The 22,546-nt window shown below is 42.5% G+C and carries 23 protein-coding genes and 1 pseudogene; 23 read left to right on the forward strand and 1 reads right to left on the reverse strand.

Features of this window, described 5'->3' with window-relative positions:
- Positions 1-376: 376 nt before the first annotated feature.
- The 10 genes from AB3329_RS03600 (at position 377) to trpA (ending at position 8,976) form a co-directional block, all read left to right on the forward strand.
- Positions 377-913: a DUF2975 domain-containing protein gene (locus AB3329_RS03600; RefSeq protein ID WP_368394384.1), complete on the forward strand. Its 537-nt coding sequence runs from the start codon at positions 377-379 to the stop codon at positions 911-913.
- Positions 914-917: 4 nt separating this feature from the next.
- Positions 918-1,130: a helix-turn-helix domain-containing protein gene (locus AB3329_RS03605; RefSeq protein WP_368394385.1), complete on the forward strand. Its 213-nt coding sequence runs from the start codon at positions 918-920 to the stop codon at positions 1,128-1,130.
- Between the two features lie 5 nt (positions 1,131-1,135).
- A complete protein-coding gene (locus AB3329_RS03610) occupies positions 1,136-1,582 on the forward strand; it encodes a hypothetical protein (RefSeq protein WP_368394386.1) in 447 nt (148 codons plus the stop codon).
- Between the two features lie 591 nt (positions 1,583-2,173).
- A complete protein-coding gene (trpE, locus tag AB3329_RS03615) occupies positions 2,174-3,529 on the forward strand; it encodes an anthranilate synthase component I (RefSeq protein WP_368394387.1) in 1,356 nt (451 codons plus the stop codon).
- On the forward strand, positions 3,526-4,125 hold the full coding sequence (locus AB3329_RS03620) for an aminodeoxychorismate/anthranilate synthase component II (RefSeq protein WP_368394388.1): 600 nt from the start codon (positions 3,526-3,528) through the stop codon (positions 4,123-4,125). The genes trpE and AB3329_RS03620 overlap by 4 nt, the downstream gene beginning before the upstream one ends.
- A gap of 515 nt (positions 4,126-4,640) precedes the next feature.
- Entirely contained in the window at positions 4,641-5,645 is a 1,005-nt protein-coding gene (trpD, locus tag AB3329_RS03625; RefSeq protein WP_368394389.1) for an anthranilate phosphoribosyltransferase, read from the forward strand.
- Positions 5,642-6,409 carry an indole-3-glycerol phosphate synthase TrpC gene (gene trpC / locus AB3329_RS03630; RefSeq protein WP_368394390.1) on the forward strand — a complete coding sequence of 256 codons (768 nt, stop codon included), beginning with the start codon at positions 5,642-5,644 and terminating at the stop codon, positions 6,407-6,409. Before trpD ends, trpC begins: the two co-directional genes overlap by 4 nt.
- Positions 6,396-6,977: a phosphoribosylanthranilate isomerase gene (locus AB3329_RS03635; protein ID WP_368394391.1), complete on the forward strand. Its 582-nt coding sequence runs from the start codon at positions 6,396-6,398 to the stop codon at positions 6,975-6,977. Before trpC ends, AB3329_RS03635 begins: the two co-directional genes overlap by 14 nt.
- Positions 6,974-8,191: a tryptophan synthase subunit beta gene (gene trpB, locus AB3329_RS03640; RefSeq protein ID WP_368394392.1), complete on the forward strand. Its 1,218-nt coding sequence runs from the start codon at positions 6,974-6,976 to the stop codon at positions 8,189-8,191. The genes AB3329_RS03635 and trpB overlap by 4 nt, the downstream gene beginning before the upstream one ends.
- The gene (gene trpA / locus AB3329_RS03645) at positions 8,188-8,976 is read left to right on the forward strand and encodes a tryptophan synthase subunit alpha (protein ID WP_368394393.1); all 789 of its coding nucleotides are present in this window, start codon (positions 8,188-8,190) and stop codon (positions 8,974-8,976) included. The genes trpB and trpA overlap by 4 nt, the downstream gene beginning before the upstream one ends.
- 46 nt (positions 8,977-9,022) lie before the next feature.
- Here the strand turns inward: trpA and AB3329_RS03650 are convergent, their stop codons facing one another.
- Positions 9,023-9,682, reverse strand: coding sequence for a prepilin peptidase (locus tag AB3329_RS03650; RefSeq protein ID WP_368394394.1), 660 nt, complete (start codon positions 9,680-9,682; stop codon positions 9,023-9,025).
- A 114-nt stretch (positions 9,683-9,796) separates the two neighbouring features.
- On the opposite strand from AB3329_RS03650, the gene AB3329_RS03655 reads away from it, so the two are divergent.
- From AB3329_RS03655 to ftsZ, 13 genes and pseudogenes are all read left to right on the forward strand, one after another.
- Positions 9,797-10,324 carry a Dps family protein gene (locus AB3329_RS03655; protein ID WP_368394395.1) on the forward strand — a complete coding sequence of 176 codons (528 nt, stop codon included), beginning with the start codon at positions 9,797-9,799 and terminating at the stop codon, positions 10,322-10,324.
- A gap of 86 nt (positions 10,325-10,410) precedes the next feature.
- Positions 10,411-11,136: a metallophosphoesterase gene (locus AB3329_RS03660; protein WP_368394396.1), complete on the forward strand. Its 726-nt coding sequence runs from the start codon at positions 10,411-10,413 to the stop codon at positions 11,134-11,136.
- A 94-nt stretch (positions 11,137-11,230) separates the two neighbouring features.
- Positions 11,231-11,446, forward strand: coding sequence for a YqgQ family protein (locus tag AB3329_RS03665; protein ID WP_368394397.1), 216 nt, complete (start codon positions 11,231-11,233; stop codon positions 11,444-11,446).
- Complete coding sequence (locus AB3329_RS03670; RefSeq protein ID WP_368394398.1) at positions 11,443-12,414, forward strand: ROK family glucokinase; 972 nt, start codon at positions 11,443-11,445, stop codon at positions 12,412-12,414. Before AB3329_RS03665 ends, AB3329_RS03670 begins: the two co-directional genes overlap by 4 nt.
- A gap of 383 nt (positions 12,415-12,797) precedes the next feature.
- Positions 12,798-13,181 carry a rhodanese-like domain-containing protein gene (locus AB3329_RS03675; protein ID WP_067063360.1) on the forward strand — a complete coding sequence of 128 codons (384 nt, stop codon included), beginning with the start codon at positions 12,798-12,800 and terminating at the stop codon, positions 13,179-13,181.
- Between the two features lie 392 nt (positions 13,182-13,573).
- Complete coding sequence (gene typA, locus AB3329_RS03680) at positions 13,574-15,418, forward strand: translational GTPase TypA (protein ID WP_368394399.1); 1,845 nt, start codon at positions 13,574-13,576, stop codon at positions 15,416-15,418.
- 38 nt (positions 15,419-15,456) lie between these two features.
- Positions 15,457-15,708, forward strand: coding sequence for a DUF3165 family protein (locus tag AB3329_RS03685; RefSeq protein ID WP_368394400.1), 252 nt, complete (start codon positions 15,457-15,459; stop codon positions 15,706-15,708).
- A gap of 421 nt (positions 15,709-16,129) precedes the next feature.
- Positions 16,130-17,494: a UDP-N-acetylmuramoyl-L-alanine--D-glutamate ligase gene (gene murD / locus AB3329_RS03690; protein WP_368394401.1), complete on the forward strand. Its 1,365-nt coding sequence runs from the start codon at positions 16,130-16,132 to the stop codon at positions 17,492-17,494.
- Positions 17,487-18,563 (forward strand): UDP-N-acetylglucosamine--N-acetylmuramyl-(pentapeptide) pyrophosphoryl-undecaprenol N-acetylglucosamine transferase, encoded by a 1,077-nt coding sequence (locus AB3329_RS03695; protein WP_368394402.1) that lies wholly within the window; start codon positions 17,487-17,489, stop codon positions 18,561-18,563. Before murD ends, AB3329_RS03695 begins: the two co-directional genes overlap by 8 nt.
- Positions 18,564-19,718, forward strand: a complete 1,155-nt coding sequence (locus AB3329_RS03700) for a cell division protein FtsQ/DivIB (protein WP_368394403.1) — start codon at positions 18,564-18,566, stop codon at positions 19,716-19,718.
- A gap of 140 nt (positions 19,719-19,858) precedes the next feature.
- Positions 19,859-21,053 (forward strand): annotated as a pseudogene (gene ftsA, locus AB3329_RS03705) (cell division protein FtsA); the annotation flags it as partial.
- On the forward strand, positions 21,044-21,220 hold the full coding sequence (locus AB3329_RS11630) for a cell division protein FtsA C-terminal domain-containing protein (RefSeq protein WP_438272890.1): 177 nt from the start codon (positions 21,044-21,046) through the stop codon (positions 21,218-21,220). The pseudogene ftsA and the gene AB3329_RS11630, both read left to right, overlap by 10 nt.
- Before the next feature lie 20 nt (positions 21,221-21,240).
- A complete protein-coding gene (ftsZ, locus tag AB3329_RS03710) occupies positions 21,241-22,545 on the forward strand; it encodes a cell division protein FtsZ (RefSeq protein WP_067063335.1) in 1,305 nt (434 codons plus the stop codon).
- Position 22,546 lies beyond the last annotated feature (1 nt).

Genomic DNA, 22,546 nt, shown 5'->3' on the forward strand with positions numbered 1-22,546 from the left:
AGCTAATTGAATAATCTCTAGTTTTTCCTCTACTGATTTTGGGCTTCTTGTAGACATACGAAAACTCCTCCTATAATTTCTAGTGAATTTTTGTTTTTTCACTGTCCACTATAGGGGGAGTATATCACTTGTGCTGACTCTTTTTTATTTGTCTGAACAGCCTTTTTGGTTTTAGAGAAACTGTTAAAACGGAAGGTTTGTAATTTAAATTTATTTTAGGTTGACTAACTTTTTAAGATATAACTTTTATGTAATATAAATAAAAAGTATTTTCAAGTTGATATATGCTTTTTATTTATCAAAAATAGAAGTACTATTGATAAAGAAAATTATTGTGTTACAATAATTTTATAAAAATAATTGTAACACAATAATATTGGAGGACGAGAATGAAATCCATACTGTTAAAAATAATAAGGCTTTTTTATTTTTTGGGCGTTTCTTAGCCATTTTGCTTATTTTCGTGTTAACAATGGGAATAGGAGGTATTTTTTTAGGAAGACAGAATAGTCTTGGTACTTTTATATTTGATTATGGGGATTTTTCAATTAAACTACCTATCATTTACCCGTTGGCAGTGATTCTTATTGCTATATCCATGTGTTTGGTTCTTATAAAAATAATAAATATTTGGATTGAAATATTAAAAAGCTTCCAGAAAGATAAATATTTTTGTTTAGAGAATTTAGAAGGACTTAAAAGGTCAGCATTCCTTCTAAGTGGATTTACTATTTTGCAATTGCTTTTGAATTTAATTTTTAATTATTTAAATGTTGAAAATGTTAGTGAGCTATTCAACTTCTCTATCAAAAAATATTTAACTAATATAACATTACTGACGTTTAATTATTTGGCAATCATTGTTTTCAAAAAAGGCATTGATATTCAAAAAGAAAATGAGGAGATAATTTAATGATATGGAGGAAATAAAGATTAATCTAGATGAAATGATAAAATCTAGAAATCTCACTTCTAAAGAATTAGCAAAAAGGATTAACATAACAGAGGCGAACCTATCAATTTTGAAAACGGGAAAAGCTAAAGGTATACGATTTTCTACGTTGTTAAATATTTGTAGAGAGCTTAGCTGTCAACCTGGTGATATTTTGAAATATAAGGAGAAGAGATAGAGATAATGAACAGTAAAAAAATATCAATATGCATAATATCTTTATGTATATCCCTTTTACTTACTGGATGTTTAGAAGGTATTAACGATACAGCTAATGAAATAAAAAAAGATATTCATCAAGAGATATCAGATGGTATTGAGGGACTAAATATTAGTAAGATATTTAAATTAAGGTCTGAGGAAGAGGTAGATATATCGCCAGATTTTACTGGTTATATTTATATAATGGCATCTAAAGAAAATATTGGAGATATTGAAGATTCAACTTTTAGTCTGAGTAATAATGATTTCCATAGTATAGAAAAAAATACTTTTCATGATTTCAATATAAGATATCAAGGGAAAACATATTTTACAGTTAAACAACTAAGAGTTAAGGAAGTTGATTCAATAAAAATATCTTCCAATTTCTCTAAATACTTTTTACTAGTATTACGCAACAATGAGTAGTAATGTAAGAAACATTTTTCAATCAACTGGTGGTATTCTATTATTTATTGTTAAATGTTCTCCTTTTGCTAAATAATAAGGTTCCACCTCATAATGTCTTATCTTGTATTTGTGGTGAAGGACAATTATATCTCTCTGAGATGTTTTTTGATACGCTCAACTGACTAACTTCATTTTAGAACTTTCAGTTAAAGCAGAAGGTTTGTAATTTTTAGAATATTTGCAAAAAACACTTGACATTTCCAGAAATGAGAGTATAATAATTAGCAATCAGAAAAGTAATAAAGATGTGTTTTCAGGGAGCCCGTGGGAACTGTGAACGGGCAGCAGATTTTTATGAAATTGGGCTGATGGTATATTGTTGAAGATAAAACATGTTCTTCAGGCAGGCACTCCTTACCGTGCGGCTCCTTGTTGGAGGAGAGTGAGATTGCGAATTTTTGTTTTCGTAAATTGAGGTGGTACCGCGTTGCACTGACTGAAAACGCCCTCACACAGATTTTTCTGTGTGAGGTTTTTTTTATTTGAGATAGCAGCCGGCAGCAGAACGGTCAAATGTTGCAGCATACAATGATTAAAAAAGAGGTGTTTATGCAAAAGATTTTAAATGCTGATATCCTTACCCCTATTTTAGCTTATATGCGACTAAAAGGAGAACATAAAGTTATTCTGGAGAGTATTCCGCGGGAGAAAACAAATGCTCGTTTTTCTATCATAGCCTATAATCCGGTCTATGAAGTTAGATATGAAGGTGGAAAACTTTATCTGAATGATAGTATCGTAGAACAAGACCCGCTTGATTTTTTAAGCCAGTTGACAGTACAGAAGACCCCTGCTTATCTGCCTTTTACAGGCGGAGCTATCGGTTTTATGGCTTATGACATGATTTCTCTTTACGAAGATATCGGCTCAATACCTAAAGATAGTATCGGGACACCGGACATGCATTTCTTTGTTTATGAATCTTACTTAATTTTTGACCATAAAAAAGAAGTGATTCATGTAGTGGAAGACAATATCTATTCCCACCGCAGCCATGACAGTATGCGTCACGCCTTAGGAAAAACGATAGCTGATTTACAGAAGCAGGCTGTGAATGAATTTTCACCTCAAGAGCTGCATAAATTACAGTTTAAAGCTCATCTTGAACGTAAAACATTTGAGAATATGGTAAAAAAAGCTAAGGAACTTATCCGTCAGGGTGACATGTTTCAATGTGTGCTGAGTCAGCGCTTTTCCAGTGATTTTCATGGTGATCCTTTGGACTACTACAGAAATTTACGTGTGACCAATCCCTCTAACTACCTTTATTTTTACGATTTTGGAAGTTATCAGATTATCGGTGCCAGCCCGGAAAGTTTGGTTTCGGTCAAGGATCATCTTGTAACAACTAACCCAATTGCCGGAACAAGGCCGCGCGGCCGTGATGACGAAGAAGACCAGAAACTTAGCGAGGATTTACTGGCTGATGCGAAAGAAACAGCAGAGCACCGCATGCTGGTTGACCTCGGACGTAATGATTTGGGGAGGATTTCGCAAATCGGATCTGTTCGTCTCAGCAAATATATGGAAGTTGATTATTTCCGATATGTCATGCATTTGACCAGTGTCGTTAAGGGACGGCTTCTGTCAGATCTGACAGCTGTCGATGCGCTTAAATCAACTTTACCGGCAGGCACTGTATCAGGTGCTCCTAAAATTCGTGCTATGCAGCGCATCTATGAGCTGGAAAAGGAAAAACGCGGGATTTATGCCGGAGCTATCGGCTATTTATCGGCAAGCGGCGATATGGACTTTGCTATTGCTATTCGCACCATGGTTATCAAAAATTATAAGGCTTATGTACAGGCGGGCGCAGGGATTGTCTATGACAGTATACCTGAAAAAGAGTTTGATGAAACGGTAAATAAGGCCAAAGCAATGACAGCACTAGGAGATAGGCAATGATTTTATTGATTGATAATTATGATTCTTTTACTTACAATTTGGCTCAGTATATTGGTACCTTTAGTTCTGTCAAAGTCTTGCGCAATGACGCAGATGATTTATATGAAGAAGCTCAGAAGGCCAGCAGCCTGGTTTTTTCTCCCGGACCGGGTTGGCCTTGCGAAGCAGGGGAAACAAAAAATTTAATAGCACATTTTGCTGAGCAAAAACCAATTTTAGGCATTTGTTTGGGACACCAAGCTATTATAGAATGCTTTGGCGGAAAACTGAGTTTAGCAAGGCAGGTCATGCACGGCAAACAAAGTTTGTTGGAAGTTGATAAAAAATCTGCTATTTTTACAGATATTGCTGAACCAATTTCTGTTATGCGCTACCATTCTATTGTGGCAGACCGTATACCGGCTGTCTTTACAGTAACAGCATACAGCAAAGATGATCAGGAAGTGATGGCGATTCAGCATAACAAGCTGCCTGTTTACGGTCTGCAGTTCCATCCGGAAAGTATTGGGACACCGTCCGGCCTAAAAATGATTGAGAATTTTATAAAACAGACACAAGACCGCTCAGCTCCTAATATGAAGCTGGCGAATGAGTAAAATTGAGTCTTAAAGACCATAGGCAGACAGCGCTATAAAAGATACAGACAACAACCAAAAAAGAAGCGCAACAAGGAAATCGAAATCTGATTTCCATTCCTAAGATCTACTGGAGCCGCTACCCTTTTTTGCACTTCAAACGGCCTTTGTATCTTGGTGAACTGAACACGCCCTAAAATCCTGGTGAAAAAGATGGTTGTCAGCGTGATGCCAGCATCACTTGTCATCCCCTATTTTCATACGGATTTTTAAACGGGCTTTGTATCTTGTTAATTGAACACGGCCTAAACGCTGCGGGAAAAAGATGTTTTGACTTAGAATCTGGCGATTCGTCAGTCAATCCTCTATTTTCCTTTTGCGTTCTTAACGGCTTTTGTATCTTGGTGAACTGAACACGCCCTAAAATCCTAGTGAAAAAGATGGTTGTCAGCGTGATGCCAGCATCACTTGCCATCCCCTATTTTCATACGGATTTTTAAACGGGTTTTGTATCTTGGTGAAGGAGTGTGGGATTGATGAAAGTTATTTTTGAACAGTTGGCTGAAAGAAAAAATTTAAGCGAAGAGCAAGTACAGCAGATTTTTGAGCAGATACTGGCAGGGAACATTTCCCAAGCGCAAATTGCTGCCTTTCTATTGGGACTAAAAATTAAGGGTGAGACAGATTCTGAAATAACAGGAATTGTCAGAGCGCTTAAGAAACATAGCAGAGAGCTTCCGCAAACTTTTGATGATGCAATGTGCAACTGTGGTACAGGAGGAGATCAGTCTTATAGTTTTAATATCTCAACAACCGTTTCCTTTATTTTAGCTGCTGCAGGAATTCGGGTGGCTAAGGCCGGGAACCGCTCGATTTCTTCTAAGTCCGGCTCAGCTGATGTGCTTGAAGCTTTAGGAATAAACGTTGCTGCCGAACCGGCTGTGTTGGCAAATGCCTTAAAGCAGGTGGGATTAGCTTTTATCTTTGCCCAGACAATGCATCCGGCTATGCGCTATATCGGTCCGGCCCGCCAGGAACTCGGTGTTCCAACCATTATGAACCTAGTTGGACCCTTGGCTAATCCGCTTGATTTGGAAACACAGCTGATGGGCTTGTACCGCCCCGAACTCCAAAAGATAGCTGCTCAGGCTATGTCTAATTTGGGACGCAGGCGGGCTATTGTCATTACAGGCCCTGACAATATGGATGAAGCTGCCCTTTACGGGACTAATACTTATACGCTGCTTGATGACGGAAAAATAAGTCAACATACTTTCACCTATAAGGATTTGCAGATGGAGAGAGTTGAGCCCGAAGCTATAAAAGGGGGAGATGCTCATGAAAATGCCCGAATTTTGCTGAGTGTTTTGAATAACGAAGCCAGCCCTTACCTAGAAACCAGTGTTCTTAATGCCGGTTTAGCTTTCTATGCTAACGGGAAAACGGATTCTATTAAGGAGGGGGCAGCGTTGGCTCGACAGCTTCTTGCTGGAGGGCAGGCTCTGGAAAAACTGCGGCAGTTACAGGAGGTGCAGATATGACTGAAGAGTTTTTAGCAAAAATTTTATCCCAAAAAAGGCTGGAAGTGGACCAGCTCAGCATGGAAGAACTCAAGCCTTTGCGCAGGACTTATAAAGTTTTTGATTATTTCAGCACCCATCAACGGCAGCTGCAGATTATTGCTGAGATCAAAAAAGCCAGTCCCAGTATGGGGGATATTAATTTAGATGTTGATATCCTTACTCAGGCCAGACAATATGAAGAAGCTGGTGCCGCTATGATTTCGGTATTGACAGATAATGTTTTTTTTAAAGGACGGCTCAGCTATTTGGCAGATGTTTCAAATCATGTCACCATTCCTACCTTAGCTAAAGATTTTATCATCGATGAAAAACAGATAGTCCGAGCCCGCAATGCCGGAGCAACTGTTATTTTACTGATTGTTGCCGCTTTGCCGGAACATCGTCTTAAAGCGCTTTATGAATTTGCTTATGGTATTGGTCTTGAAGTTCTAGTTGAAACCCATAATCTTTCTGAACTGGCGGTCGCTCACCAGCTTAAGGCGCAGATTATCGGTGTCAATAATCGCAATTTATTTACTTTTACAACTGATATTAATACTAGCTTATCGCTGTCAGCACATTTTAAAGATGACTGTGTTTATATTTCTGAATCAGCTATTTTCACAAAGGAAGACGCAAGAGCTCTTGCACCCTATTTTAATGGCATTTTAGTCGGGACAGCACTCATGCAGGCTGATGATCCGGCGGAAAAGATAAAGGAGTTCAAAATTGACAAAAGTTAAAATTTGCGGTCTTTCTGCTCCCGATGAGGTTGTCAGTGCTGTGGAGGCTGGAAGTGATTATATCGGTTTTGTCTTTGCGGCCAGTCGCCGTCAAGTCAGTTTGCAGCAGGCTCAGAGCTTGGCTCGGCTGATTCCGGAAAAGGTGAAAAAAGTCGGTGTTTTTGTCAACCCAAGCTATGAGATGCTGGAAGAGTATATCAAGGCTGTACCGCTGGATATGGTACAGATCCATGGAGATTTTGAGGAAATTAGCAGCAAAACGCTCTCTGTGCCTGTCATTAGGGCGCTGCAGGTAAAAGATGAGCTGACAGTTCCTGCCGGACAATCAGACTATCTGCTTTTAGATGCCCCTGTTGCCGGTTCCGGTCAGACTTTTGACTGGACAAAACTGCAAAATAAAACATTCAGCAGTCCTTTTTTCATTGCGGGGGGGCTGACTGCCGACAATGTCGGCCAAGCCATTCGTCTGTTTCATCCTTTTGCTGTAGATGTTTCCAGCGGTGTTGAAAGCAATGGCCGAAAAGATGCAGAAAAAATCAGATTATTTGTAGAGAGGGTAAAAGCATGACATATAAGCAACCAAATAAAAAAGGTTTTTATGGGAATTTTGGCGGCCAGTTTATTCCTGAAACATTGATGACTGCAGTTATTGAGTTGGACCAAGCATACCGTGAGGCCAAGAAGGACCCTGCTTTTCAGAGCGAACTGACAGCTCTTTTGAAAAATTATGTGGGCCGCGAAACGCCGCTCTATTATGCAGAACGTTTAAGCAACCATATTGGCGGAGCCAAAATCTATCTCAAACGAGAAGACCTTAATCATACCGGTGCTCATAAAATCAACAATGCCTTGGGGCAAGTGCTGCTGGCTAAACGGATGGGGAAGAAAAAAATCATTGCTGAGACCGGAGCAGGTCAGCATGGGGTAGCAACTGCTACGGCGGCAGCGCTTTTCGATATGGAATGCACGATTTATATGGGAGAAGAGGATGTAAAGCGGCAGGCACTTAATGTTTTTCGCATGGAATTGCTGGGGGCTAAGGTTCATGCTGTAAAAGACGGGTCGCATGTTCTTAAAGACGCTGTTAATGCTGCACTGCGCAGCTGGGTGAGTCACATTACTGACACACATTATATTATGGGTTCTGCTCTCGGTCCGGCCCCCTTCCCAGAAATCGTCCGTGATTTGCAGTCTGTCATCGGCAGAGAAGCTAAAAAGCAATTTGCAGCGCTAACTGACGGTCAGCTGCCGGATGCTGTTCTAGCCTGTGTCGGAGGCGGATCAAATGCTATCGGTTTGTTTTATCCTTTCGTTAATGACGAGACTGTGGCAATGTATGGGGCAGAGGCTGCGGGCTTAGGTCTTGATACAGACCAGCATGCTGCTACTTTTGCTAAAGGACGCCCAGGTGTTTTGCATGGTGCTCTTATGGATGTACTGCAGGATGAACATGGTCAAATTATGGAAGCTTTCTCCATTTCAGCTGGACTTGATTATCCGGGTGTTGGTCCTGAACATTCTTATTTTAATGAAATAGGGCGGGCAAGTTATGCAGCCGTGACAGATGAAGAGGCTTTGGAAGCTTTTCAGCTTTTATCACGCTTAGAAGGGATTATTCCCGCTCTGGAATCCAGTCATGCGATTGCCCTTACCCAAAAAGTTGCTAAAGAACTCGGTCCGGATAAATCAATCATTGTCTGCCTTTCAGGCCGCGGAGATAAAGATGTTTCACAGGTCAAAAAAAGGCTGGAAAAAACTGCAGCAGAAGGAGAAAACGCATGATAAAAACACTGACAAAGCATCTGCAGACTATTCAAGCAAAGGGTCAGGGACTTTTTGTGCCCTATATTATGGCTGGTGACCACAAGCGAGGACTTGACGGACTTTTTGAGACTATTGATTTGCTGGCAGCAAGCGGAGCTTCAGCTATTGAAGTAGGTATCCCCTGGTCTGATCCGGTTGCTGACGGGCCAGTTATTGAAGCAGCCGGACAGCGGAGCTTAGGGAGGGGAACAAGTTTAAGCGCTGTGATTAAGAAGCTGCAAGAAAAAGAAAGCCCGGTTCCTCTGCTTATCATGACTTATTTCAATCCGGTCTTTCAATATGGCGTTGAAAAATTTATAGCTGATTTGGAGCCGACATCTGTTAAAGGCCTTATCGTCCCGGATTTGCCGCATGAGCATGAAGACTTCATTCTTCCTTACCTTGAAAACACGGATATAGCTTTAATCCCTCTTGTTTCTCTGACAACAGGGGTCGAGCGTCAAATAGAACTAACCAAACATGCCGAAGGCTTTATCTATGCTGTTGCTGTAAATGGTGTGACAGGCAGAGTCCAAGGCTATCAGGACAATTTGGATGAACATCTTAGCAGCCTTCATGACATAGCTGATATCCCTGTTCTTACCGGTTTTGGTGTCTCAACTCTAGCAGATGTTGAGCGCTTTAACCAAGTTTCAGATGGTGTTATTGTCGGAAGTAAAGTCGTGGAGGCCCTTCATCAAGGGCAGGAAGCAGAACTGAGCCGATTTATCCGTCAGGCTGTTTTTAACAGCAGGGGTCATTAGCAGGTTTTTAGACTAAAATTGTGTTTCAGAAGGATTTTGAACCTTTTTAACTGAGCAGTTCCCATACTGTCAGCAGAAGATAAGCCGCAGACAAGAAGGGAATAAAAGGTATTGCTTTCCTTCTTTTGTGAAAAAAGAGGATAAAGAAGATAGCAGAAAGGCTGGCCAGCTGAATAATCCACAAGATTTTTTGCCCATCAGTGTTCAAGGTTAAGGTAGCTAAATATAAAAAATCACCGCTGCCTATCCGCAGACTGATGAGACTAGCTGCTATTGCAATAAGCAGGAAAATAATTGTCAGTTCGCTGGGGCTGTGAAAAAATAAAAGCGGCAGGGTGAAGCAGAACCAGATCAGCAGAGGGTAAGCTTGCTCTTTGAGGTCGTAAAGACTGAGTGTACAGCTGAAAATAAGGAGCAGGAGCTGTTCTGATGTCAGCACTCCCTTGCTCCAGAGAGCAAAGAGGATACCGATGCCTGCCTCAAAAAGGCCGTACCAAATCGGGATTTTACTTTTACAGAAGCGGCAGCGGGACCGGTTGCATATTTGAGAAACAAGGGGAATTAAATCTCTTGCTGCTAACGTCCGTCCACAGCTGTTGCAGCGGCTTCTGGGTGCAATAATGGATTCGTTAGGGAAACGTTCAATAATCACCCCTAAAAAAGAAGCTGTACTGGCACCTAAAAAGAAGTACAAAAAAGTTTCCATACTTTTATATTCGTAATGAAAGAAATAAAACAAATAACTTGTTTTTTATCTATAAGAGTTCTAAAATAGAAGTATAGAAATAATAATCATTCTAAATAAGCGGAGGTAAACACTATGACTCAAACAGCGACTCAAAGCCTTTATGCATCAATCACTCACAATATTTCAGGGCAAGGAGCAGCCGGTAATGAAAAAACAAAAGCGGTGCTGAATCAAGCTGTAGCAGACTTATCTGTTGCTGCTTCAATTGTCCACCAAGTCCATTGGTATATGCGGGGATCGGGTTTTTATTACTTACATCCTAAAATGGACGAACTCATGGACAGTCTCGATAATCATCTCGATGAAATGAGTGAACGCCTGATTACAATTGGCGGCGCTCCCTATTCTACATTAAAGGAGTTTGCTGATCACTCCAAATTGGAAGAAAGCAAGGGATCATTCGATAAAAAAATGGATGATCATTTGGCTAGGCTGGCAGAAGTCTACACTTACCTTTCTAACCTTTATCAAGTTGGACTTGATGTGACTGACGAAGAAGCTGATGCTCCAACTAACGATCTTTTCACAGCCGCACAGGCTGATGCTGATAAAACCGTTTGGATGCTGCAGGCTGAACGCGGTCTGGCAGCAAAAGACTAATGAAATCTGCTAAATAACTGAAGATTATCTCCCCTTGTAGTATACTAGTAGTAGGAATACTGTACAAAAAGAGGGGAGGTTTTTTTGTGAAAGAGAAAGTATTTGCTGTAGGCGATGTCCATGGGGAATATGATATGCTTGAAGAATTGCTCCGCCATTGGAATCCTGAGCAGGAGCAGCTGGTTTTTCTTGGAGACTTAGGCGACCGCGGTCCGGATGCCAAAAACTGTTTTTTAAAAGTGCATCAGCTGGTGCAGACAGCAGGGGCAGTCTGTGTCAGCGGCAATCATGAAGATATGCTGCTGAATTGGCTGGCTGCTCCCAAAAAAGAAATCGGCCTTTACCTGTTAAATGGGGGACGCACAACGATAGAAAGCTTCTTTCATGAAGGTATTTTAACAGAAAAGTCTCCGCAGGAGATTGCCCAGCTGTTTGAGGCAGATTATCCCGATTTGCTGGATTTTTTGAGACAGCTCCCTTTGTATTACGAACATGACGTTTGCCTTTGTGTGCACGCCGGAGTCAATCTCGACTTAGCAGATTGGCGCCAAAGTTCCAGATACGATTTTATCTGGTCGCGGGAAGAATTTTTTGCAAAAGAGGCTTCACTGGACAAGCTGATTGTTTTTGGCCATACACCGCTTCCTTATCTTCATCAGAATGCCAGCCAAACCCATTTGTGGTACCGTAATAATAAACTTAATATTGACGGCGGGGCTGCTTACGGCGGGTCGCTCCATGGAGTCGTTATTTCTGAACATGGGCTGGAAGCTGATTACCAGATTTTCAGCAAAAACTACCGTCTGTCTTAATCATGGTCGGTTATAATAAAAAAGTCTGATTTTTTAGATGATAAAGCACTTTATCTGTCTTGAAAACCGGCTTTTTTTTTGCTAAAATTTTGGTATGAAAACACTTTATGATGTGCAAAAGCTGTTAAAAAATTTTAATATCTATGTTTATATCGGCAAGCGTCTGTACGATATTGAAGTCATGAAAAATGAATTAGGTAAGCTTTATGATAATGGTCTGCTTGAAAAAGACGATTATCTGCAGGCCGAGCTGATTTTACGGCGTGAGCACAGATTGGAGTCAGAAAAAGAAAAGGAAAGAAACAAATGAGTCAGAAACTTTTGGGAATTGATCTTGGCGGAACAACTATCAAGTTTGGTATTTTAACTCAGGATGGGCAGATTCAGGAAAAATGGGCGATTGATACTAATATTTTAGAGGATGGCAGGCATATTGTTCCGGATATCGTGGCTTCTCTTAAGCACCGTTTATCCCTTTACGGTATGACTAAGTCTGATTTTATAGGTATTGGTATGGGTTCGCCGGGAGCCGTTGACCGTTCTGAAAAAACAGTTACTGGTGCTTTTAACCTGAATTGGGCTGCCAAACAGGAAGTTGGTTCAGTTATTGAAAGCGAGCTGGGTATTCCTTTTGCGATTGATAATGACGCCAATGTTGCTGCACTGGGCGAACGCTGGGTTGGTGCCGGTGCCAATAATCCAGATGTTGTTTTTGTGACGCTTGGAACTGGCGTTGGCGGCGGTGTTATTGCTGATGGCAATCTTATCCATGGAGCAGCCGGAGCAGGTGGAGAGATTGGTCATATTATCGTTGAGCCAGAGGATGGTTTCGACTGTACCTGCGGCAATAAAGGCTGCCTGGAAACAGTGGCTTCTGCAACCGGTGTAGTACGGCTTGCCCGCCATATGGCAGAAGGCTATGAAGGGGATTCAGCTGTTAAAGCGGCTATTGATAATGGAGATGATGTCTCCAGCAAAACAATTTTTGAAGCAGCTGCAGACGGGGATTATTTTGCAGATTCGGTTGTTGAAAAAGTGGCTTTTTATCTGGGGCTGGCCTCAGCAAATATTGCTAATATCTTAAATCCTGATTCAATTGTTATTGGCGGCGGTGTTTCAGCTGCCGGTGAATTTTTACGCAGCCGGGTTGAAACCTATTTTCTTAAGTTTGCTTTTCCTCAGGTGAAAAAAACCACAACAATCAAGATTGCAGAACTCGGCAATGACGCCGGTATTATAGGTGCAGCCAGTCTGGCTAACCAGTTTGCAGCCGGTTAAACACGCCCTAAGAGCTGTGGAGTGACATCATCCACTGGATGATGTCAGCCCGAACTTGGAAATGGGAGAGTGAGGGAATATAGTCTGAGATTATGTCTTACTGTCAGCTAGCCGTAGCCGTCTGAAGGCTTTGTCGTCCTGTGGCCGACCGCACCCTTCTAGTCGTCCTGGCAGGGGTGCGCCTACGAAATCGAAGATTTCTGGCTTACCGCCATTTTTGCTTTGCTCTTTAAACGGGCTTTGTATCTTATGAATTGAACACGCCCTAAGAGCTGTGCAAAAAAGATAGCCCTCCCTTGAGTCTATAGTGACTCATCGGTCAGGCTCCTATTTTTGCTTTGCTCTTTAAACGGGCTTTGTATCTTATTTTTAAAGGAGATTTGATGAATTCTTGGATTTTTATCATCATTGTTTTGGTGCTGGTGCTGGGCTGGGTTGCCTGGAATTATTTTCGGGTGCGCAGAGCTGCTAAATTTATAGGCAATGCGGAATTTGAGGAATTAATACATGGGGCTCAGCTGGTCGATATTCGTGAGCCTGCTGCCTTTCGCAGCAAGCATATTTTAGGAGCCCGAAACCTACCAGCTGTTCAGTTTCAAACATCGCTTTCGGCTCTGCGGAAAGATAAACCTATTTTACTTTACGATGCCAGCAGAAGTTCAGCCCTGCCACGTGTGCTGACCATGCTCAAAAAAGCAGGCTATACTGATTTGTATGTCTTACAGGATGGTTTCGATTACTGGACTGGAAAAACTAAGGGGAACTAGCTGAGACAGGAATTTTGGGAGAGAGACGGTAAATGGTGCAAAGGCGAAGCGGGAGTGATAAGGACACACTTAAGACAAAAAATATTGATAAGCAGATTTTTCAAAACAACTTATAGTGAGTAAACGCTAAGCACTAATCTGAAATGAATCAGGTTAGTGCTTATAGTATTTCGGCTATCATTGATTTGAAAACATTTACAATTATCTTTCTTCTGTTTTTTAGCCGATTTTATGATATAATTCATAAGTTAAGAATAAATTTACATGCAAAAAGGAAGGGCCGGCACGGTCTATAAGTTGTTTTATAAAAGAAGGACTCCTCTTAATTTTGCAGAGAGCAGAACCAACTTTACAGTAAATCGGCTTTTAAGGCTTGTGTATCTTATGAAATCATGACAAAATTAAGAGACGATATTCGCAATATTGCTATTATTGCCCATGTTGACCATGGCAAAACGACACTTGTGGATGAACTGCTGAAACAATCCCATACACTCGATGAGCATAAAGAGCTGCAGGAAAGGGCTATGGATTCCAATGATCTGGAGAAAGAACGCGGAATCACTATTTTAGCTAAAAATACGGCTGTGGCATATAACGGTGTGCGCATCAACATTATGGATACTCCTGGGCATGCTGATTTCGGCGGCGAAGTTGAGCGTATTATGAAAATGGTTGACGGGGTTGTTCTTGTTGTTGATGCTTATGAGGGAACGATGCCGCAGACACGTTTCGTACTAAAAAAAGCTTTGGAACAAAATTTAACTCCGATTGTTGTTGTCAATAAAATTGATAAACCGTCTGCCCGCCCGGCAGAAGTTGTTGATGAAGTGCTGGAACTTTTCATTGAGCTGGGGGCAGATGATGACCAATTGGAATTTCCGGTTGTTTATGCATCAGCTGTAAACGGCACGTCATCGCTTTCAGATAACCCTGCCAGTCAGGAACACACGATGGCGCCGATTTTTGATACCATCATTGAGCGTATTCCCGCCCCCCTGGATAATTCTGAAGAGCCGCTTCAGTTTCAGGTTTCTCTGCTGGATTACAATGACTTTGTCGGCCGTATCGGAATCGGCCGTGTCTTTCGGGGGACAGTAAAAGTCGGTGATCAGGTGACGCTCTCAAAACTTGACGGAACACAGAAAAATTTTCGGGTGACTAAGCTGTTTGGCTTCTTTGGCTTGGAACGGCGGGATATTCAGGAAGCTAAAGCTGGTGATTTGATTGCTGTTTCGGGTATGGAGGACATCTTTGTCGGTGAAACGATTACGCCTTCAGATGCGGTTGATCCGCTGCCTGTTCTGCATATTGATGAGCCGACTCTTCAGATGACTTTTCTGTCCAATAATTCTCCTTTTGCCGGCCGTGAAGGGAAATATGTAACTTCCCGCAAAGTAGAAGAACGTCTTTTAGCTGAACTGCAAACAGATGTCTCACTTCGTGTTGAGGCGACTGACTCACCGGATAAGTGGATTGTTTCCGGACGCGGGGAGCTTCATCTGTCCATTCTTATTGAAACAATGCGCCGTGAAGGCTATGAGCTGCAGGTTTCCCGGCCAGAGGTGATTGTCAAAGAAATTGACGGTGTGAAAATGGAACCCTTCGAACGCGTTCAGATTGACACGCCGGAAGAATATCAGGGAGCAGTTATTCAGTCTCTTTCAGAACGCAAGGGAGAAATGCTGGATATGCAGTCAACCGGTAATGGTCAGACTCGGCTGATTTTCTTAGCTCCGGCACGCGGTTTGATCGGCTATCCGACTGAATTTTTATCTATGACACGCGGGTATGGTATTATGAACCACACCTTTGACCAGTATCTGCCAGTCATTAAAGCGGAAATCGGCGGCCGCCACCGCGGAGCATTAGTGTCGATTGACACCGGCAAGGCAACGACTTATGCTATTATGTCTGTTGAAGAACGCGGAACCATCTTTGTCAATCCCGGAACTGAAGTCTATGAAGGTATGATTATTGGCGAAAATTCACGTGAAAATGATTTGACGGTCAATATTACCAAAGCAAAACAAATGACTAATGTCCGTTCAGCGACCAAGGATCAAACAGCTGTTATAAAAACTCCGCGGATACTGACACTTGAGGAATCTCTTGAATTCCTAAACGATGATGAATATATGGAAGTCACGCCGCAGTCCATTCGGCTGCGCAAACAGATTTTAGATAAAAACCAACGGGCTAAGGCAGCAAAAAAGAAAAAATCGGCGGAAGAATAAGAAACGGGCATAGTGTGGGGGAAACCTGAGGAGGCGTCATGTTTTATCTGATTATTGCCATTTTGGTTGTTTTATACTATTTTTTTATGGCACCAAAAACGATAAGAAATACACTGAATATGATTGGCTTAGCAGCCTTGGTTGTTTTGCTTTTGACCTTGGCTGTTATGAGCTTTGTCAAAATTATTCAGTTTCCTCCTGAAATTTTTGTAACCGTAGGAATGATTCTTTTAGCCTACTTTGCCCTTAGAGATATTTGGAATCTGACACCAAAACGACCTAAAAAATAAGATTTTAAAAATTAAAAGAAGGCTGAGAGCTTAGTTTCTCGGCCTTTATTTGTTAGAAAGAATCCAAGAATTTTCGATAAGTATTCCGACCAGCTGCTGCCTAACCCTTGTTTCTGCACTAATTACCAAAGCGGCTTCTCAGGTACGTAAGACTGTGGCAAAATAAGCCTTTCCAATTCTCATTTTGCCCGCTTTTTAAAGTTTCACTGTGTCCAGCAGATAGAAATAAAAGTTTTCAGCTGTCAGCATGCAGGCCGGCACTGCAGCCAGTAGCTTAAAAGCATTATTTATTTTTCTTTAAGAAGGCGGCTAAAGTAAAGGACGGACTCTTAGGCGGAGCCGGACTATCTTGTCTAAAATCTTGAAAATCCTTTTAAATAAAGTTAAAATAATAGAGATAAAATAATAGATTGGGTCGACAATGAAAAAAATAAGACAGTTTGCAAACAAAAAAGTATTAGTGCTGGGATTGGCGCGTTCTGGTGAGGCAGCGGCGCGCTTGCTCGCTGAATTAGGTGCGATTGTTACTGTCAACGACGGGAAAGCTTTTGCTGAAAATCCTGCCGCCCAAAGCCTGCTGGAAGAGGGGATAAAGGTTATATGCGGCAGCCATCCGCTAGACTTATTGGATGAAAATTTCGAGCTGATGGTGAAAAATCCGGGTATCCGCTATGATAATCCGATGGTAGTCAGAGCGCTCGAAAAAGGTGTTCCTGTGATTACAGAAGTCGAGCTGGCTTATCTTGTATCAGAGGCCGCTATTATCGGTATAACAGGATCAAACGGTAAAACAACGACAACAACAATGATTGCCGATATCCTGAATACAGGCGGGAAAAAGGGGATTCTAGCCGGAAATATCGGCTTTCCGGCCAGTGAAGTCGTAAGGACAGCTAAATCAGATGACCTACTGGTGATGGAGCTATCGAGTTTTCAACTAATGGGAACGAAGGCCTTCCATCCTCACATTGCTCTTATAACCAATTTACTGCCGACACACATCGACTATCACGGGACTTTTGCGGATTATGCCGCTGCTAAGTGGAATATTCAGAAGCACATGGGACCGTCTGATTTTTTGATTCTCAATTTTAATCAAGACTTAGCCAGAGAGCTTGCAGAAAAAACTCAAGCGACTGTTGTGCCTTTCTCGACAAAAGAAAAAGTTGACGGAGCTTATCTGGAAGACGGCATGCTTTATTTTAAAGGAGAAGCTGTGATGCCTGCTGATGCTGTCGGTGTCCCGGGCAGCCATAATCTGGAGAATGCTTTGGCAGCAATTGCGGCAGCCAAGCTGTCTGGAATTGCCAATTCAGCTATCGAACAAAGTCTCAGCCGCTTTCGCGGTGTTAAGCACCGACTGCAGTTTTTAGGTGATGTCAATAATGTTAAGTTCTATAATGACAGTAAATCAACCAATATTTTGGCAACACAGAAAGCACTGTCCGGTTTTGATAACAGCAGAGTTATTCTGATTGCTGGAGGACTTGACCGCGGCAACGAGTTTGATGAACTAGTGCCGGATATTGAGGGGCTGAAAAAAATGATTCTTGTTGGGGAATCGGCTCCCCGTCTCAAACGGGCAGCTGATAAAGCCAGAGTGTCCTGCCTTGACGCAGAGGATATAAGGGCAGCTGTAAAGTTGGCCTTTGCTGCTGCTCAGCCGGGAGATCTTATCCTTCTCAGCCCTGCCAATGCCAGCTGGGATATGTATCAAAATTTTGAAGTGCGCGGTGATGAATTTATTGCAGCCTTTAATGCACTGAAGGAGACGGCTCATGGCTAAAAAAATTGTTTTCACAGGTGGCGGAACAGTGGGGCATGTCACCTTAAATTTGCTGCTGATGCCTAAGTTTTTGGAAGATGGCTGGCAGGTGCATTATATTGGCGACAAAAAAGGAATTGAATACGAGCAGATAAAACAATCCGGTTTAGCAGTCCAGTTTCATGCAGTTGCGACAGGAAAGCTGCGCCGCTATTTCTCCTGGCAGAATATGGCGGATGTTTTCAAAGTCGCTTTTGGTATTTTGCAGTCTCTGCTTATTTTGCTTAAAGTTCGTCCGCAAGTTCTTTTCTCTAAAGGCGGCTTTGTCTCTGTCCCGCCTGTGATTGCTGCCAGATTGCTGGGAATTCCGGTTTTTATCCATGAATCAGATTTGTCAATGGGACTGGCTAATAAAATTGCTTATAAATTTGCAACAACAATGTACACGACCTTTGAGCAGGACACGTCTTTGACTAAAGTGAAACATGTTGGAGCCGTGACCAAGGTTAAAAAACAAGAAGCGGAAACTCCTGAGGCGCTTGCAGCTATCCAGAAGCAGTTTGACCCGAAACTGCACACCCTTCTTTTTGTCGGTGGATCTGCCGGAGCTAAGGTGTTCAATGATTTTATCAGTCAGACACCCGAGCTGACTGACAGCTACAATATTATTAATATAACAGGCGATAAAAATCTCAATGTGCTGACTAAAAATCTTTACAGAACGGATTATGTCACCGAATTATATCAACCTTTGCTGTCTGCAGCAGATGTTGTTATAACACGCGGCGGCTCAAACACCCTGTTTGAACTGCTGGCTATGCAAAAACTTCATTTGATTGTTCCTTTGGGAAAAGAAGTCAGCCGAGGCGACCAACTGGAAAATGCTGCCTATTTTGAAAAAAAAGGCTATGCTAGGCAGCTGGAAGAAAGTGCTTTAAATTTTCTTAATTTAAAGAAAGAAGTTACTCAGCTTCTTGATCGAAAAGCCGTTTATCAGGGAACAATGGCAGCCTCCAAAGAAATTAAATCACCGGAAGCATTCTATAATTTATTAAATCAAGACATTGCCGCAAGGACAAAAGGAAAATAAATGGCTCAAAAGAAGAAAGAAGAAAAAGATGAAGTTGCTCTGACCGAATGGCAGAAGCGAAACGTCGAATTCCTTAAAAGAAAAAAGAAAGAAGAAGAGGAGAAAGAAAAGCTACAGCAGAAGCTTCAGGCAGAAAAACGGGCTCAGTTTCAAAAGCATTTAAACAAGGGTGAAACAGAAGAGAAACAAGTAAAGGAGAAGGCCCAATCGTCTTCAAAAAAGAAAAAGTCCTCCCAAAAAACAAAAGAAAAAAAGCGCGTTAAACCAAAACAGAAAAAAAGCCTGACCAAAAAACAGAAAGCCTGGCGCAAGGCAAGTCCGGTCGTCGTCCTTTCTTTGGCAGTTCTGCTCTTTTCCTTATTTTTAATTTCTCCCTACAGTAAGAAAAAAGTTATTCAGGTAGAAGGGCTGACCCATGCGCTTGAAGAAGATGTTTTGACTCAGTCAGGGATTGCTGATTCGGATTATTTCTTTTCACTTCTCTTTCAGCCTGATCCTTATGAACAGGCCATAGAACAAGGGAATATGTGGGTGAAAAAAGCTGCTATCAGCTACAAATTCCCTAATATTTTCACTATCAAGCTAACTGAGTATAATGTTGTCGGCTATATGCAGACTGACGCCGGCTATCAGCCGATTTTGGAAAATGGAAAACATGCTGCAGCCGTCAACAGCACAGAATTGCCCGATAATTACCTTATCATTAATCTGGAGAATGAAGATGATATCCAGACATTGGTAAAAGCATTTGCCGATATGGATAAGGAACTGATCAGCAATATTCGGAGTGTCGACCTTGCAAGTACAGCAGCAACAGCTGATTTGCTTTCTTTGACGATGTATGACGGCAATATTGTCAGGGTGCCGCTGTCTGAAATCAAGGTCAAACTGCCCTATTACAGTAAGATTAAAAGCACACTCAGTGAGCCCAGCATTATTGATATGGAAGTTGGCCTTTATGCTACGACAGCTGCCCTTGAAGAAACAAGAGATGCAGAAAATGATGAGCCGGCTTCTTCAGATGATGACGGCGCTAATGCTGAGGCGAGTGAAGCCGAAAATACTGGGGGACAGGAAGAGGCAGCTCAGGAAGAGGGGAACGAGAGCCAAGAGATTCCTAATCAGCCAGATTCTGAAGCTGAAATCGCTCAGTAGAAAGATTAAGTTTATATAACAAAAAAACGTAAAATGTTCACATTTTACGTTTTTTTATGATATAATATTTTCTGAATAATTCTGTTTTTTAAACAGGTTTTAGTATGGAAAAAGTTTGGAAAGATAGTGAGGTCGAGTGAATGGCTAGAAATGGCTTTTTTACGGGATTAGACATAGGGACTAGCTCGATTAAAGTGCTTGTTGCGGAATTTGCAGCCGGTGAAATGAATGTTATTGGTGTCAGCAATGTTCCCAGTACAGGCGTAAGGGACGGCATCATTGTAGATATTGAAGCTGCTGCTGAAGCGATAAAAACGGCTGTGGAACAGGCGGAAGAAAAAGCGGGGATGACCATTGATAAAATCAATGTCGGTCTGCCGGCTAATCTGCTGCAAATTGAACCGACACAGGGTATGATACCTGTTCCCAGTGATTCAAAAGAAATTAGAGATGAAGATGTTGAGACGGTTATCAAGTCGGCCTTGACAAAAAACGTCAGCCCGGAACGTGAAGTGATTTCACTTGTGCCGGAAGAGTTTATTGTTGATGGGTTTCAGGGCATCCGCGATCCGCGCGGAATGATGGGAATACGTTTGGAGATGCGCGGACTTGTTTATACAGGACCGAGCACTATTCTTCATAATCTGCGTAAAACCGTTGAGAGAGCCGGCATTAATGTTGAAAATGTTATCATCTCTCCGCTTTCAATGACCAAGTCTGTTTTGAATGAGGGAGAACGTGAATTCGGGGCCACCGTTATTGATATGGGCGGCGGTCAAACTTCTGTTGCTTCCATGAGGGAGCAGGAACTGCAGTTTACCAACACTTACCCTGAAGGCGGTGAATATGTCACCAAAGACATTTCTAAGGTTCTGAAAACGTCTCTGCAAATTGCAGAAGCGCTTAAGTTTAACTTCGGTCAGGCTAATCTGGCTGAAGCCAGTATGACAGAAACAGTTGAAGTCGATGTTGTGGGAAGTGATGTTCCGATTGAAATAACCGAACGATATCTGTCAGAGATTATTTCGGCTCGTGTGAAACATATTTTAGAACATGTCAAGCAGGATTTGGAACGCGCTCGGCTTTTAGAGCTGCCTGGGGGCATTGTGCTTATTGGCGGCGGCGCCATTATGCCAGGTATCGTTGAAGTAGCTCAGGAAATTTTCGGGACTTCTGTCAAACTTCATGTTCCTAATCAGGTTGGCATCCGCAATCCAATGTTTGCCAATGTGATTGGTCTGGTTGAATATGTCGGCAGGATGACAGAGGTTGATGTGATTTCGCAGCGTGCTGTAGCCGGTGAAGAGCTGCTGAGACGGAAGCCGATTGATGTTGATTCACGCAATCCAGTAGCCCCAGCTTTTAATGAACCTGAAATACCTGCGGCTCCTGTACGGAACTCGCAGCCTCTTCAAGAGCCTGTACAGCCCGAGCAGCCTACTAAGCCAAAGCAAAAAATGAGTGAACGTGTCCGCGGTATTTTTGGCAGTATGTTTGATTAAAGTAAAAGTGAGGAAATAAAATGACATTTTCATTTGACACTGCATCAGTTCAGGGTGCAGTTATTAAAGTAATTGGTGTCGGCGGTGGCGGCGGAAATGCCATCAACCGAATGATTGACGAAGGGGTAGCCGGTGTCGAATTTATTGCAGCCAACACTGATGTACAGGCGCTCAGCTCCTCAAAAGCAGAAACGGTCATTCAGCTTGGCCCTAAACTGACCCGCGGTCTAGGTGCCGGAGGGCAGCCCGAGGTTGGCCGCAAGGCAGCTGAAGAAAGCGAAGAAGCCCTAACAGAGGCCCTGACAGGTGCGGATATGGTCTTTATTACCGCTGGTATGGGCGGCGGGTCCGGAACTGGAGCTGCTCCTATTATTGCCCGTATTGCTAAAAGCTTAGGTGCCCTTACTGTTGCTGTTGTAACACGGCCCTTTGGCTTTGAAGGCAATAAGCGCGGGAATTATGCAATTGAAGGGATTCAGGAGCTGCGTGAGCAAGTTGACACTCTGCTGATTATCTCTAACAATAACCTCCTAGAGATTGTCGACAAAAAGACACCTCTCCTTGAAGCTCTCAGCGAAGCTGATAACGTTCTGCGCCAAGGGGTACAGGGGATTACCGATTTGATTACAAGTCCGGGACTGATTAACCTTGACTTTGCTGATGTCAAAACTGTGATGGCCAATAAGGGGAATGCCCTTATGGGAATTGGAATTGGCTCCGGTGACGAAAGAATTGTTGAAGCGGCTCGTAAGGCTATCTATTCACCGCTTTTGGAAACAACTATTGACGGTGCAGAAGATGTTATTGTCAATGTGACCGGCGGACTTGATATGACCTTGACCGAAGCACAGGAAGCATCTGAAATTGTCGGACAGGCGGCCGGCCAGGGTGTGAATGTTTGGCTGGGAACAGCTATTGATGACAGTCTCAAAGATGAAATCCGAGTGACGGTCGTTGCAACCGGTGTTCGTCAAGATAAATCGGATCAAGTCGCTGGCTTGCGTCCGCAGCGCAGTTTTACTCAGGCTAATGCTCAGCAGACAGCTGGTGCGCAGTATGCTCAAAATCGTGTAGAGGACAGTCAATCCAACTTTGAACGCAATAACTTTGATATGCCCGATGCACCGAGCATGCCGCCGCGTTCGCCTCAAAATCAGAATTCTCAGCCGTCATCTGCTTTTGGCAACTGGGATTTGCGCCGTGATAATATCTCACGCCCGGCAGAAGGTGAACTGGACAGCAAATTAAACATGTCTACCTTCTCAGCTGCTGATGAAACTGATGATGATGAATTAGAAACACCGCCTTTCTTTAAGAACCGCTAAG

It is taken from the genome of Streptococcus huangxiaojuni, assembly GCF_040930515.1.
GTDB classification, from domain to species: Bacteria; Bacillota; Bacilli; order Lactobacillales; family Streptococcaceae; genus Streptococcus; species Streptococcus huangxiaojuni.

Coding starts and splice junctions, on each gene's coding strand:
- AB3329_RS03695 (WP_368394402.1), top strand. CDS start 17,487: ATGGCTAAAAAAATTGTTTTCACAGGTGGCGGAACAGTGGGGCATGTC.
- AB3329_RS03610 (WP_368394386.1), top strand. CDS start 1,136: ATGAACAGTAAAAAAATATCAATATGCATAATATCTTTATGTATATCC.
- ftsZ (WP_067063335.1), top strand. CDS start 21,241: ATGACATTTTCATTTGACACTGCATCAGTTCAGGGTGCAGTTATTAAA.
- trpA (WP_368394393.1), top strand. CDS start 8,188: ATGATAAAAACACTGACAAAGCATCTGCAGACTATTCAAGCAAAGGGT.
- AB3329_RS03670 (WP_368394398.1), top strand. CDS start 11,443: ATGAGTCAGAAACTTTTGGGAATTGATCTTGGCGGAACAACTATCAAG.
- trpC (WP_368394390.1), top strand. CDS start 5,642: ATGACTGAAGAGTTTTTAGCAAAAATTTTATCCCAAAAAAGGCTGGAA.
- trpB (WP_368394392.1), top strand. CDS start 6,974: ATGACATATAAGCAACCAAATAAAAAAGGTTTTTATGGGAATTTTGGC.
- AB3329_RS03655 (WP_368394395.1), top strand. CDS start 9,797: ATGACTCAAACAGCGACTCAAAGCCTTTATGCATCAATCACTCACAAT.
- typA (WP_368394399.1), top strand. CDS start 13,574: ATGACAAAATTAAGAGACGATATTCGCAATATTGCTATTATTGCCCAT.
- trpD (WP_368394389.1), top strand. CDS start 4,641: ATGAAAGTTATTTTTGAACAGTTGGCTGAAAGAAAAAATTTAAGCGAA.
- AB3329_RS03650 (WP_368394394.1), bottom strand. CDS start 9,682: ATGGAAACTTTTTTGTACTTCTTTTTAGGTGCCAGTACAGCTTCTTTT.
- AB3329_RS03685 (WP_368394400.1), top strand. CDS start 15,457: ATGTTTTATCTGATTATTGCCATTTTGGTTGTTTTATACTATTTTTTT.
- AB3329_RS03675 (WP_067063360.1), top strand. CDS start 12,798: ATGAATTCTTGGATTTTTATCATCATTGTTTTGGTGCTGGTGCTGGGC.
- trpE (WP_368394387.1), top strand. CDS start 2,174: ATGCAAAAGATTTTAAATGCTGATATCCTTACCCCTATTTTAGCTTAT.
- murD (WP_368394401.1), top strand. CDS start 16,130: ATGAAAAAAATAAGACAGTTTGCAAACAAAAAAGTATTAGTGCTGGGA.
- AB3329_RS03665 (WP_368394397.1), top strand. CDS start 11,231: ATGAAAACACTTTATGATGTGCAAAAGCTGTTAAAAAATTTTAATATC.
- AB3329_RS03700 (WP_368394403.1), top strand. CDS start 18,564: ATGGCTCAAAAGAAGAAAGAAGAAAAAGATGAAGTTGCTCTGACCGAA.
- AB3329_RS03620 (WP_368394388.1), top strand. CDS start 3,526: ATGATTTTATTGATTGATAATTATGATTCTTTTACTTACAATTTGGCT.
- AB3329_RS03605 (WP_368394385.1), top strand. CDS start 918: ATGGAGGAAATAAAGATTAATCTAGATGAAATGATAAAATCTAGAAAT.